Origin of the sequence: Novosphingobium hassiacum, from assembly GCF_014196055.1 — a bacterium.
Taxonomy (GTDB): domain Bacteria; phylum Pseudomonadota; class Alphaproteobacteria; order Sphingomonadales; family Sphingomonadaceae; genus Novosphingobium; species Novosphingobium hassiacum.
On the sequence record NZ_JACICY010000001.1, the window covers coordinates 56,905 to 70,003 of the forward strand.

Consider the following 13,099-nt stretch of genomic DNA (forward strand, 5'->3'; position numbering starts at 1 on the left):
GAGGCTCATGAAAGAGGTGCTTCACATCAGCACGATGAATGCGCCGGTGGGTCAGAGGCATCGCTTCTGGACAGACCAAGTGGCGGCATACCTGTCGACGATGGAGATCGACGTCCGGCGCAAGATCGACTTTCAGGGCAGCATCGCGCTTCGTCCGCTTGGTGCTGCGCGGATCGCGTTGGTCGATGCGGAATACCAATCGGTCACCCATCGAGCGGATGGGCGGGACGATCGGCTGCAGCTCTCGCTTGTGGATCAAGGCGGGATGGAAGTGCGGCGTTTCGGGCAGACGCTCACCCTGTCGCAAGGGGATTGGTGCCTTCTTGATGAGCGCGAAAGCTACTCGTTCGTGACCTCGCCGCGCTGTGCCTGCATCGTCATGCAGATGCCCGGTCCATGGGCGCGTCGGCTCATGCCAGATCCGGGCGGATCGGTGATTGCGGGCACCAGTTGCGACCCGCATTGGCAGAGAGCACTGGCCCTGGGTTTGCGGGCAGTCGGCTCACACCAGGCTTCGAGCCCGGTCATGGACGACGACATGCTTGCTGAACAACTTGGAAACCTACTCGCGCTTGCGATGTCGCCTCATGCCATCAAGGTAGATGGCCGTCAGCGTGGCGCCTTGTTGCGAGCCATTCGCCGGTCGATGCTCGAGCGCCACAATGAGCCACATCTTGGCGCATCTCAGATTGCTTATCTGAACAAGATATCGGTGCGATATCTGCACAAACTCTTCGCATCGGCCGGAACCACATTCGGCCATGAACTGCTGCAATTGCGATTGGCGAGCGCCAAGCGACTATTAGCCGATCAGCGGTATATTCGCGTCAGCGTCGGCGAAATCTCTTCCTTGTCGGGTTTCGCAACACCTGAGGCATTCACGCGGCACTTCAAGGGCGCTCTTGGAGTCACTCCAAGAAAATACCGACAGGAAACACTCAAGTAGACCCGATAATCGCGTCAGCTTCCGACCTTGAAGAAGAGAGTCTGCTTGATGGCGCTTCACCTTTCCGCATGACGGTTGGATGGAGGTCAAGACATGATGTGCTCCGGGGCAGTTCGATCGCGCTAGGTGCACTTCGCCCAGACTTCAGGAGTCGACCATGAAATCCGGGATCAATCGCCAGTGGTTGCTCGCTCGCCGGCCGCAGGGCAACGCTCCGCTTGCCGATTTCGAGTACCGGGAGGGTTCTGTTCCAGACCCGGCATCACTGCAGCCGGGCGAACTGCTGGTGCGCAACCGGGTGTTCTTGTGCGTACCGACCGGTGAGACGCTCGTGGTTTCGGGTGCGGTCGGCTCGACAGGGTCGATGGCGGCGCGAATTGGCAAGATCGTCGGCTGTCGGGTGATCGGCATCGCCGGCGGGTCCGAGAAATGCGCGTGGCTGACCGAGAGCTGCGGGCTGGATGCGGCGATTGACTATCGGCAAGGACGCGTGGCGGAGAAGCTCGCTGACCTTTGCCCAAACGGTATCGATGTCTTCTTTGACAACGTGGGCGGCGATATTCTGCAGGCGGCGGTTGATAACATGGCCAGCTTGGGGCGGATTGTCCTGTGCGGTCAGATCGCGAGCTACACTGACGCTGAACCGGCGCCCGGCCCTTCCAACATGATGCGGATCATCTACGGCGGCATCACGATCCAGGGTTTCCTTCAGGGCAATTACGCTGACGAGGCTGCGGCGGCCGTTATGCAGCTCCGCGAGTGGGAGAAGGAAGGAAAAATAACTCATAGAGAGGACGTGCGCACCGGATTCGCGCAACTTCCCGAAGTCTTCGGGGACCTGTTCGCCGGTTCGCAATCAAGGCAGCAGCGGTTCCTTGATTACCGATTATACCGGATCGGGATTGTTGAGCGCTGATTTTGGCACGGGTCGGTGGATGGTTTTGGGCACCGCCACGTCGCGCACGGCGACCCCGGGATCAGTACCAGCCATAGTGTATGATCCATTTTCGGGGAGCGGCACCATCTCGGGCGCGGGCCGCAGTCTGGTCGGCAGCGTGAATGTCAGCCTTTCCAGCCCGATCGGCAGCAATGTCGTATCAGGGCGCTTCTTTGGCCCGGGCGCTGCCGAAGTCGGCGCTGCGTTTGGCAGTTCCCGAGGTTCGGATAACTTTACGGTTGGTACTCTGATCGGGCGACGCGGCACGACCGCCCCTGTGGTCGAGACCCTTTCGAGCCTGATCAGCACAGGTTCGCTGCGCTATGAGCAATTCTCGTTGCGGGTCGACACCAGCGGGCAAGGGATAGGTCTTCCGGTCAGTGTCGAGTTCAATGGCGGTATCGAGTCGCGGGTCACGCTTGATCCCGCGGCGCAGACGTTCGATTTCGAAAATGGTTATGCGCATGGCCCATCCGAGCTGGTAACCGCCGAATCCGACGGACGCTTCAGTGTCTACAGGCGAACCAATGTATCGACGCCCATCACATACCGTATGTACAATCAAGGATCGGGCAACACCGAGCTGCCGCTCGACTTTGTGAGCTTCGCGCTCACCGATCGCTTCGGGTTGAGTGTAATTCCTTTCGGCTTGCGAAGCAGCCCGTTGTTCATTCCGGTTGCGGGGCGAGCCACTTTCGACGGCGTGTTCTACGGTGACGCGCTCAGCGCAGGGTCGGCCAATCGCTATGGACTTCGTGGGCTTGCCACGCTGACGGCAGACTTTGGCGCGTTGACCATCGGCGGATCGTTTACGGCTGCGGCGACCTTTCAGGGCACGACCACCGACCTTGGGCGATTCACTTTGGCAAATGGCCGTATCGGTCAATACAGCCCAAACACCCCGAACGGCCGGCCCGATAATCTTTTCAGCGCCGACATCAGCGGCACGCCGGGAACGATCGGCTCGGTTTCAGGCGCCTTCTTTGGACCGGCCGTGCAGGAGTTGGGTGCGACCGTTCGGCTGGTCACACCGGGATCGGGCGTCACACTGCTTGGACAGGGCGTGATCGTGGCCAAGCGCGGGGCCGTCGACAGCACCCCGGCACCACCATCGCCGCCTGCGCCGACGCCACTTGCCAATACGTCATTTGATCCGCTGACCCGAAGCGACACGTTTGCGGCCACAGTCCAGAGCGCATCGGCGGTCTATCCGGGCAACGGTACTTCGCCTGCATCCCCGAAAACCATGCCGCTTACTGTCCGCTATGATGCCGCGACGCAAAGCTACACGGTGATGGAAGGCGGCGCTTCCACAACGTTTGCGCCTGGTGACAAGGTTGCCAGCAACCGACTTGCCGACACTTTCCGGACTAGCGGGAGCAGCGGCAACGATACCGTACAGCTGACCCCGACCGGCGCACGGGGCGCTATCGGCACGCGCTACGTGGCTGGCGGCATCTGGTCGCGCGACGCGAAGGCAGGTGGTGTTCTCAGTGTGCTGATGCGAAGCTTCGTCTTCGGCATCCCGACCACCATCTCGGATATCCCAACGACTGGTACGGCGAGCTTCGGCGTCGTGCTGAACGGGGTGCAGCCGATCAGTGAGACATCACCGCCGCCCCATCTATCTCAGGTGAACGGCAGCGGACTGTTTTCGGTAGATTGGGCGAGAGCAACCGTTAGTGGAAACGGGGCGGTCTACCTTCGGAGCGCCTTCAGTCCGACAATGCCCGCGCCGGGCAGCTTCGACTACACCGGTAGCATTGCAAACGGCCAATTGAGCGGCGTTCTGACGATCAAGGATGCTGTCGGCAGCGGCCCTTCGGGCCCCGCCAACGGTATGTTTTACGGACCCGGCGCAGGCGAGATCGGCCTATCCTACAGCCTGACGAGCGGCACGCCCATCCGCTCAGGCGTCGGCGTGATTACCGGGACGCGCGCCACCACGGCTCCGGCCTTCGAAACGCTGACCAGCTTGCTTAGCGATGTGTCGCTAGGAAGCATCAGGACGTCGCTCAGCATTCCAATGCCCAGTCAGACCACCTCCGCTGGGACTCCGATTGAGCTTAGCGGAGTCGACGTGGGCGCTGGATACGATCGGTTCAACATCGACGGTAATTTCGCGCCCGCCGAGGCAGTTCCGGCCGAGTCCGATGCGCGCTTCACGACATTTCGCAGGTCGAACAGTTCAAGCGTCGATACGGTCCGTGTCTATCGCGCCGGCTCCGGCAACACTGAACTCGCGCTATCCTATGCGAGCCTTGCCGTCCGTGATTTCGTACCGACAGCGGCGGGCAGCGCGCGCGTTACCTCTACACATGCGTTCGGCCTGCCCACGCTGGCGTCCTTCTTGCCGCGCACAACCCTGTTCACATCGCTGACTGCGCGGCGGCTGAGCGCGGACGCACCCTTCTTCCTCTTTGTCGAACCGCGGCGCGAATGGCTGGTGCGCGGTGTTGTCGGCGGAACTTTCAGGCAGGCGACGATCGCTGGTTTTGCACCCGTGGTCAGGCTTATCGCGGAGCGCAACTCATCGACAGTTGCACTGTTCGAGTATCGTCGACTGGCCGCCGAGATCGGCATAACCAAAGCTTTCTAGCCCGGCAGTTACCGTGGATCCGACCGACTTGATAGTCTCGATATCTGCTGTCCTAATGTGCGCTTTGTCGGCCGCTCCAACCTAGGCGCCTCGTCCTCTGGAACGGCAGCCCGATTGGGTTTCCGGCCAGTTTCGGTCCGAAGGTGCCGCAGTCGCTACGGCCAGAACGCGGACGCCGCGCACCGCCATTGCATCGACGGCGGCATTCAGGTTGGCAAGGGCTGCCGCTTCCAGTTTGCACAAAGCAGCAATGGCTTCGGCAGCGAGTGCAGTTGGCGACGTTCCTGATGCCTTCTTCCAGACCTGCCCGGATATGTGGAGGAGCGCATCGAGCCCCAGCGCCAGCCCGCCAAGCAATGCGAGCGAGAGGTAGAACGGGACAACCTCCCGGCTCACCATGCTCGAGCGCAGAGCGGTCACGTTGCTGGCAACCGGGTCATCATATCCCGGTGCCGACAATCAGCCCGATGCCAGCCGTCAACGCCATGGCCAACGCGCCCCAGAACGTGACCCGCGTGGTCGCTGCCACGATCGGCGCACCGCCAGCGCGTGCGCCAACGCCACCCAACAGGGCGAGGAACAGTAATGATGCGATTGCCACAAGCGGGATCAGCAAGGCTGGCGGTGCGAGGAATACAATCGTCAGGGGCAGTGCCGCACCCACGGTGAAGGTCGCCGCAGAGGTCAGCGCCGCCTGTATCGGTCGTGCAGTGGTAACTTCGGATATCCCGAGTTCGTCATGAGCATGAGCGGCCAGAGCGTCCTTGGCCATCAACTGCCTGGCCACGGTCAAGGCAGTGGCACCTTCAACCCCGCGCTTGATGTATATCTCGGCAAGTTCCTGCACTTCTGCATCGAGGTCGCCTGCCAGCTCGCTGCGTTCACGCGCCAGATCGGCTTGCTCGGTGTCGGACTGCGAGCTGACCGAGACATATTCGCCAGCAGCCATCGACATCGCGCCCGCCACCAGCCCGGCAGCGCCGGCAATCAGGATATCTGCGGGCTTGGCTGCCGCTGCAGCAACGCCGATGATCAGGCTGGCTGTTGAAACGATGCCGTCGTTAGCGCCGAGAACCGCAGCGCGAAGCCAACCAATCCGCGAGACAAGATGACGTTCGGGCGTAAGATGAAGGCGTGTCATTGGCCTTGCGACAACATTGACTGACCCAAACTTTCGGTGCGGTTGAACATTGTGCGACGGTGCGCGTGAAAGCTGACGAAGTCCTGACCGGTCAGGCAGGTTTGGCTGGCTCGGCGGCGAGGAACGTGACGCGGAAAACGGCCCCGCCATCGGCCGCATTTTCGACCATCGCGGTTCCGCCATGGACTTGGGCCAGCTTCTGAACGATGCCAAGGCCGAGACCTGCGCCGTCGGTCTTGCGCCGATCCTTGCGCCAGAAGCGGTCGAATAAACGCGGCAAATCTTCGTCAGCAATTCCAGCGCCATGATCGCGCACGCTCAGTTGGGGGCCGGGGCCTGCAATGACATCGATCGCGGTTTGGCCTGGCGCGTGCTTCAAGGCATTGTCGATGAGGTTGCGATAGATGCGGGTGATCGCCTCGGCATGACCAAGCACAATCGTGTTACCATGACATGCGAACTGCAGGTCGCGGTGGTCGGCAAAGGCCTTGGGGGCCATTGCCGCAACCACTTCACGTCCGATGTCCGCCAGATCAACCTGCTCCAGCAACTCGGGCGCAAGCGCGTCAGCCTGAGCCAGATCCAGCATCTGCTCCACCAGACGCGTCATATGCTGGGTGTCGGCCTGCAATTCATCGCGCACCTCGCCGGGGGGCAGTCGATCCAGCGACAGCTGCATGATCGACAAGGGCGTGCGCAATTCATGCGCAGCGTTGGCGGTAAAGCTGCGCAACATGGCCATCGCCTCGTCCAGGCGCATCAAGGCCCGGTTGACCGCCCGGACCAGCGTGTTGACCTCGCGCGGCTCGGTCACTTCGGACAAGCGATGGAAGCCGTTGTCGGGGTCCAGCGCGTCGACCTCCGCCTCGGCCTGCCGCAGCGGCTTCAGCACGCGCCGTACGGCCACAATGTTGAAGATCAGCAAGAGTGTCGATAGCGGGATCAGCGGCACGGCGACATGTTGAACGATCTCGTCCAGGATTACAGGAGCATAGGGCCTGATCCCATCGCCTTCGAACTGCATGAGCAGCCAATGCTGCTTGCCATGGCGAACGACCGAGCGGACACCGGTTATCCGATAGCCGCCAGCGATGCGCTCGCGCCGCGTCCAATCCATCAACCTGCCGCCATTGGCGCTGCCGACGCTGGCTCCCGCGATCTCGCCGAGGTCGTCGATGTATCGTGCGGACCAGCGATCCGCACCCGGAGGGCCGGCCAGATAGTCCGGGTCGGTGTCTGTGGCCGACTGCACCCTTTCGGCTTCGAGCGACAGCAGTTCCTGTGCCAGCGATTCAGGCTGGCTGCTGTATGTCACAACCACGATGGCGACATCCATTGCGGCAAACAGCAGCGTGAAGCCAGAAAGGCGCAAGGCGATCTGGCGAAAGAGCGTTGGTCCGGTCGGCCCGGTCTTGCGATTGCCGGCTTTATCCATCTGTCGATACAGGCGCGAACAGGGCATAGCCTACCCCGTGAACAGTGCGGATCTGGACATCGGCAGCAGCGGCATTCAGCCGCTTGCGCAACCGTGACATGCAAGCCTCCAGCGCGTTGGGCGTAACTTCTGCGTCCATCGAATAGAGCGCGCCTTCCAGTGCTGGCTTGGCCACCACATGGCCTGCGCGCCGCAACAGGCGTTCCAGCAGGCTGACTTCGCGTGGCGTTGCCTCGATCGTGTGCCCGCCCACCATCACTGTGCGCTCGGCCGTGTCGAGACTGATATTGCCCACGATCAGCGTGGTGCCCAGCGACGCTCCGGGACGTCGCAGCAGCGCCCTGCATCGCGCCGCCAGTTCAGGAATCTGGAACGGCTTGATCAGATAATCATCGGCGCCAGCGTCAAGGCCCAGCACCCGGTCATCCAGCCCGCCCCGCGCGGTCAGGATCAGGATCGGCAGCATAAGCTTTGCTCGCCGCAGCTTTCGTACAAGATCGAGCCCTTCGCCATCGGGCAATCCGAGATCGAGCAGCATGAGGTCATAGGCGTTGATCTTGAGAGCGTGTTCGGCGCCAGCCACGCTCTCACACCAGTCGACAGCAAAGCCCTGGCGATCGAGACCTTCGCGGATCAGGCTGGCCAATCGGGCATTATCTTCAACGAGCAACAGGCGCATTATCGACATCCGTTCCCTCTGCTGACCGTTTGTATCCGGTTATCATGGCCAGCGGCAGATTTTCACGATGGCGAATACTTTCGGCAATGGCTCCGATCACATGCAACGATACCGCACCGATCAGCAAATTGGCGCTCAACTCGTGAACGCCTTCAACCCAGGGCACACCCCAGTAGGCATCGAGCCCCATCATCCAGCCTGTCACACCCACCGCAGCAAGCAGAACCATGAGCACTACGATCATTGCGGCACCGGCGGGGTTGTGGCCGATATGGCGAGGCTCGCGCCGCCGGGCCATGGCCGCCAGATACGCAATCAATCCCCGTGGTCCGGGCACAAAGCTGGTGAAGCGCGCATGACCCCGCGCCACAAAGCCCCACACCAGCCTGACGCTTAGCGCTGCGACGACCATGTATCCCACGTAAATGTGGGGGTCGTCAGCATGGCGCAGAAACGTCAGGTTGGCGATGACCCCACCCGCAACCGTCCAGTGAAAGATGCGGACCAATGGATCCCAGACCTTGACCCGGGACATGCCCGCGCCCGGTTGCGCGGGGAGCGGCGCAAGGTCAGCAAGCGCCATGATCAGTCCACGTTGTTCTGGACAACCGCACCGGTCGCCGGGTTGAAATAAACTTCGGCGCGCTTGCCATCCTTGGTGAGCGCATAGATTTCGTAGCAACTGCCCGAGACCTGAAACACCTTGATGGTGCGGTAGCCCATCTTGGCAATCCGTGCCTTCATCTGGGCCGGGGTAAGCCATTTGGCCTGTGGCACCTTGGTACAGACAGGGGCCGCAACTGCCATGGTCGACACCGAAAGGGCCGATGCGGTCAAAACGAGTTTCAGAAGCGTGGAACGGTTCATTGTGCAGATCCTCGGATATGGCGGACGCAGAGAAGTCCGGCACCGATCGATCTGCACCGGAGCACTGACGAAAAGCTGACAAGCCGGATGGATGAATTTCAGCGAGAAGTCAGGAACGCGTCAGGAGTCTGGCCGACATCGCCGGGGCAGCGCTCTTCAGGCGCGCACCGGAGATTCCAACATGAACCGCACCCTTCTTGCTGCCACCGCTTGCATCGGAACGCTTCTGTCCAGCCACGCGATGGCTGCAGCGCCTGCCGCAACGCCTTTGTCTGAACAAACCCGTGCAAACCTCGAAACCGCCATGCACGGCGAGGCTTATGCGAACCTCAAATATCTGCGCTATGCCGATCAAGCCGAGGCCGCCGGTCACCCGGAGCTGGCCAGGCTCTTTCGCGAATCTGCCAATATCGAAGCCAATGAGCATTTCGACCGCGAGGCATTTGCCTTGCAGTTGGGCAGCACGGACAGCGCCAACCTGGAAGATGCAATGGCGGGCGAGCATTACGAGAACATCACGATGTACGTGACCTTTGCCAAGCAGGCCGAAGCTGCTGGCGATCTGAAAGTCGCGGCTATGTTCCGGCAAATCGCCGTCGATGAAGGCGCACACTACGAAGCTTACAGGAATGCGCTGGCGAAGCTTCCTTCCAAGTGAGCCAGCGCCCGGTGCCGGTCAACACCCCCCGGCCGGCACCGGAAGCTTGTTGCTCCGTAACGCTGGGCCAAGCAGGCCGTGAAATTCGAATGGTGGCTGTCGACGGGCCCGTACCTGCCGCTGAACAACTGCTTTCAAGGCGACACCATCGACTTGCTGCAGAATAGTCCAATAATCACTGCATTATTATGCCACATCGGAAAGTACATCTTGGCCGATGCTTGGCATCGCCGTTAGGATTTCTTGGATGCGACGTCGGGAATGGTGTGGTTACGGCGGATGTCCACCCGTGCTAAGCCACATCTCTGAGCTTGGCGTTGCTGGCGAGAAGCGCTGCAATGGCATTTTCCGGGAGCGCTCGCGAGAATAGAAAGCCCTGCAGTTCGTTGCAGCCTGCGGCGGCCAAAAGCTGCATCTGTGCGCGGCTCTCCACGCCTTCGGCGGTCACGGTAAGGCCCATCGCGTGTCCGAGCGTCACGACCGATGTGACGATGGCAGCTGCTTCGGCATCATGTCCCAGGTTCTGAGTGAATGATCGATCGATCTTGATCTTGTCGACCTTGAATTCCCGCAGATAGGAGAGGCTCGAATAACCAGTACCGAAATCGTCGAGCGCGATCCGGAAACCCGCTTCGCGTAATGCGATGAGGGTTGTTCGCGCGGTGTCGTCTTCGTCCAGCAGGACGCTCTCGGTCAATTCGAGCTCGATCTGGCGGGGATCGCAACCGGCGTTTCGGGCGATGGCGATCAGCCGTACCGCAAGGTCGGAGGAACGGAACTGTATGGCGGACAGGTTTACGGCAATGAACAACCCAGGGCAATTGCGGGCGACACGGCAGGCTTCCGCCAGCACACCTTCACCCAGGACGGAAATCAGGCCGGTCTCCTCGGCAATCGGAATGAACTGCTCTGGAAGCATAAGCCCACGCGTGGGATGCAGCCAGCGCACCAAGGCTTCGAGTCCGACGATGGTGCCTGTCGCTGCATCGACTTCGGCTTGATAGTGAACCTCGAGCTCGTTCCCATTGGCAAGGGCGCGACGCAAATCCTCCTCAATCTCACTGCGCAGCTTGATCGTCTCGTCCATCGAAGGCGTGAACGTCCGGTAGCAATCCCTACCTTCGCTCTTTGCCCGGTACAGCGCGATATCAGCCTTGCGCATGAGATCGCCGCGATCGGTGCCGACATCGGGCACCAGCACCACGCCGATACTTACGCCGACATAGACTGCGCTGCCGAGCAGCTCAAACGGCTGGCGCACAGCCGCAAGGATTCGCTCACAGACCAGATCGATATCTTCAACGCGGCTTGTGTCGCACAGAAGGATGGTAAATTCGTCGCCGCCGATGCGCGCGACCGTATCCATGGCGCGCACGATACGGCTCAGGCGGGCTGCGAATTCCCTGATAAGCGTATCGCCCGCCGAATGTCCCAGTGTATCGTTGACTTGCTTGAACCGATCAAGATCAAGCGCGAGGATCGTGCATGACTCGCCGCGCCGGGCGCGTGCCAAAGCCTGCTCTAGCCGACCCTCGAACAAGGCGCGGTTGGGAAGGCCGGTCAGAACATCATGGAACGCAAGATGCTGGGCCTGAGCCTCGCTGGCTCGGAGATCAACTACGAGCCCAGCCAACGTGTGGCCGGACCTCCAGAGCGAACGAACCAACAGACCCATCAAGCTGATCATGACGAGTATGAGGGTGGCAACCAGCGGCCCTAGTACACCGAGGATGCGGCTGCCGGGAAGTTCGGGCTTCCAGAAAATATAGCCAACCGGCTTACCCCGCTCGTTGAGGAACGGCACCGTCGCCTCGCCGGGCCGCGCAACGGGTGAGCGGGAATATCGGGGGCTGTCGATCAGGCTCCAGGCGGAGAGTTCACGAAGAAAGGTGCCATCAAGGAACCGGACGCTGACGAGAATCGGAGCATTGCTGGCATTCCCACGGGCACCCGATGTGATCAGCATGGCGCCCGCTGCGGCAGGCCGGCCATCGACTTGCGTCGTATAAGAGGCGTAGATCGTATCCGCCTGGGTAAGTTCCGTTGATCGACGAGCAGCCGGAGACGCATTGTCAGCATCGGGCCTTCGTCCGACCGCTGCTTGTGCCCGTACTGCGTCAACCATTGGTTTCAGGTCGGCGGCAAATACCGCAAACCGTTCCCGCGATAGGGACTGACCGCTGTCGTAGCCGTAGACTGGTCGACCCGTGTGATCGACAATGAAGATAATGTCGTGCCGGAACATCCCGATTGCCGAGGCACCGACATGAGCATCCAGCCATTTTGTATCGAATGGGACGGCAGAAAGACGTTGGGAAAGTTCGTCCCACCTCCCTATCACTTGCTGCTCATAGCTAAGCTGATCGGCGCTGCTGATAAGCCCCCGTCGCGTAATGTCCGCCTGCCGCTCCAAGGATACCGCGTTGCTCGTACTGGCAGCCCAGTACAGGCCGAATGCTGCGACCAGTACAATGGCAAAAATGACAATGCTGATCGGCGTCAGGATCTGACGCTGAAACTGACGACGAAAACTCGGTGGATCACCAGACGACTGAAGCACATAGGTTACCTTTCTCGTCGATGGACCCTTCTATTATCCTTTAGTTTTCAAAACCTTAATGCCAACTAGGGAGAGTGAGCGATGATAGAGCTTTTCACCATGGGCGCGCCCAGCCCTGGCAAGGTCTCAATCATGCTGGAAGAGGTCGGCCTGCCCTATGAATGGCACTGGGTGAACGCCTATGCTGGCGAGCATAAGCAGCCAGCCTTCCTGGCGAAAAGTCCCAATGGCCTCCTCCCCGCGATGATCGATCACGATGCGCCGGACGGCCCGCTGCTGCTGTAGGAATCGGCAACGATGCTGATCTATCTCGCCGAAAAGACCGGTCTGTTCCTTCCGGCATCGGGCGCGCAACGCTATCATGTGCTCAAATGGGCGAGCTTTCAGGCAACGCACGCGCCCTATCTCGGCAGTGCCCACTGGTATCGGCTGCTATCGCCCGAGGCGGAGCCCTATTCGATCAATCGCTTCATCGGGGAGGCACGCCGCATCTACACGCTGCTCGATGAGGAACTGGCGACACGCCCTTACTTCGCCGGGGCGGACTATAGCATCGCCGACATCTCCTTTTTCCCCTGGATCGAATATCACGGGTGGCAAGGGCAGGACATGGCTGACTATCCCCATCTGTCGGCCTGGTTCGATCGTGTCGGCGCCCGGCCTGCAGTCCAACGGGGACGGTGCATCCCCTATCCCCAAACCGAATATGGCGACAGCCCGGAAAGCCGCGCCGCGCAGGCAAGAATCGAAGCCCTTATGGCCGATCCGGCGCGCTTTCCCACGCGTGCGGATTTGCACTCGTTGCATCTGCTTCGATCAGCACCGCATCGCGCACAAGCAACGGCTCGGGCACATCCTGCTCGTAGCGCAGCACCTCCGGGCCACCATATTCGTAGAACCTGATTGCCTTCATAGCTGAATAACTTTTCGTTAGTGCGCTGCTCGCTCTTTCGACTGACCTATTTTTATCCCTTCGCGAGCCGGGCGGGGAAGCGCTGAACATCCGGTTCGGACAAGAACTGCCGTTCGACATGGCGCATGTGCCCAGTATCCACCGCGACAAAGACACAAGGACCTCCTGACGAGATCAGCGACACGATCTGCCGATCTCGCAGCCTGAGGAGCACCCTTCCCTCTTGATCCTTGACGGTTCGGTTGGAATGCCTGCCATCAGAACATCATAATCCGGGGAAACGCCGCTTCAAATCGTTATGAGCACCATGAAAAATCCCCCCGCATCGTGGCTATTACCATCGGTGCGGGAGGGATGACCTTAG

Annotated in this window: 13 protein-coding genes; 6 read left to right on the forward strand and 7 right to left on the reverse strand. The window is 60.7% G+C overall.

Annotated elements, in window-relative coordinates; translation table 11 throughout:
- The first annotated feature begins 7 nt into the window (after positions 1–7).
- The 3 genes from GGQ88_RS00235 to GGQ88_RS00245 all read left to right on the forward strand — a co-directional run bounded on the left by GGQ88_RS00235 (position 8) and on the right by GGQ88_RS00245 (position 4,482).
- Positions 8–946, forward strand: coding sequence for an AraC family transcriptional regulator (locus GGQ88_RS00235; protein ID WP_183611025.1), 939 nt, complete (start codon positions 8–10; stop codon positions 944–946).
- A gap of 157 nt (positions 947–1,103) precedes the next feature.
- The gene (locus GGQ88_RS00240) at positions 1,104–1,862 is read left to right on the forward strand and encodes an MDR family NADP-dependent oxidoreductase (protein ID WP_183611026.1); all 759 of its coding nucleotides are present in this window, start codon (positions 1,104–1,106) and stop codon (positions 1,860–1,862) included.
- A gap of 76 nt (positions 1,863–1,938) precedes the next feature.
- Positions 1,939–4,482, forward strand: a complete 2,544-nt coding sequence (locus tag GGQ88_RS00245) for a HupA family protein (RefSeq protein ID WP_183611027.1) — start codon at positions 1,939–1,941, stop codon at positions 4,480–4,482.
- 81 nt (positions 4,483–4,563) lie between these two features.
- On the opposite strand, the gene GGQ88_RS00250 is transcribed toward GGQ88_RS00245, so the two are convergent.
- The 6 genes from GGQ88_RS00250 to GGQ88_RS00275 form a co-directional block, all read right to left on the reverse strand.
- Complete coding sequence (locus GGQ88_RS00250; protein WP_221214441.1) at positions 4,564–4,902, reverse strand: hypothetical protein; 339 nt, start codon at positions 4,900–4,902, stop codon at positions 4,564–4,566.
- A gap of 19 nt (positions 4,903–4,921) precedes the next feature.
- Positions 4,922–5,623, reverse strand: coding sequence for a VIT1/CCC1 transporter family protein (locus GGQ88_RS00255; protein ID WP_183611029.1), 702 nt, complete (start codon positions 5,621–5,623; stop codon positions 4,922–4,924).
- 91 nt (positions 5,624–5,714) lie between these two features.
- Positions 5,715–7,058 carry a sensor histidine kinase gene (locus GGQ88_RS00260; protein ID WP_183611030.1) on the reverse strand — a complete coding sequence of 448 codons (1,344 nt, stop codon included), beginning with the start codon at positions 7,056–7,058 and terminating at the stop codon, positions 5,715–5,717.
- Complete coding sequence (locus tag GGQ88_RS00265) at positions 7,051–7,737, reverse strand: response regulator (RefSeq protein ID WP_183611031.1); 687 nt, start codon at positions 7,735–7,737, stop codon at positions 7,051–7,053. The genes GGQ88_RS00260 and GGQ88_RS00265 overlap by 8 nt, the downstream gene beginning before the upstream one ends.
- On the reverse strand, positions 7,718–8,320 hold the full coding sequence (locus GGQ88_RS00270) for a cytochrome b/b6 domain-containing protein (RefSeq protein ID WP_183611032.1): 603 nt from the start codon (positions 8,318–8,320) through the stop codon (positions 7,718–7,720). The genes GGQ88_RS00265 and GGQ88_RS00270 overlap by 20 nt, the downstream gene beginning before the upstream one ends.
- A gap of 2 nt (positions 8,321–8,322) precedes the next feature.
- Positions 8,323–8,604: a PepSY domain-containing protein gene (locus GGQ88_RS00275; RefSeq protein ID WP_183611033.1), complete on the reverse strand. Its 282-nt coding sequence runs from the start codon at positions 8,602–8,604 to the stop codon at positions 8,323–8,325.
- 91 nt (positions 8,605–8,695) lie between these two features.
- Here GGQ88_RS00275 and GGQ88_RS21160 point away from each other — a divergent pair, with 91 nt between their 5' ends.
- Positions 8,696–9,262 (forward strand): rubrerythrin family protein, encoded by a 567-nt coding sequence (locus GGQ88_RS21160; protein WP_246385371.1) that lies wholly within the window; start codon positions 8,696–8,698, stop codon positions 9,260–9,262.
- A gap of 292 nt (positions 9,263–9,554) precedes the next feature.
- Here the strand turns inward: GGQ88_RS21160 and GGQ88_RS00285 are convergent, their stop codons facing one another.
- Positions 9,555–11,822, reverse strand: a complete 2,268-nt coding sequence (locus GGQ88_RS00285) for an EAL domain-containing protein (protein ID WP_183611035.1) — start codon at positions 11,820–11,822, stop codon at positions 9,555–9,557.
- An 81-nt stretch (positions 11,823–11,903) separates the two neighbouring features.
- Between GGQ88_RS00285 and GGQ88_RS21055 the strand changes: the two genes are divergently transcribed.
- Together GGQ88_RS21055 and GGQ88_RS00290 are read left to right on the forward strand one after the other, a co-directional pair.
- Positions 11,904–12,107, forward strand: a complete 204-nt coding sequence (locus GGQ88_RS21055; RefSeq protein ID WP_221214442.1) for a glutathione S-transferase N-terminal domain-containing protein — start codon at positions 11,904–11,906, stop codon at positions 12,105–12,107.
- Between the two features lie 12 nt (positions 12,108–12,119).
- Complete coding sequence (locus tag GGQ88_RS00290; protein WP_221214443.1) at positions 12,120–12,725, forward strand: glutathione binding-like protein; 606 nt, start codon at positions 12,120–12,122, stop codon at positions 12,723–12,725.
- Positions 12,726–13,099: the final 374 nt, after the last annotated feature.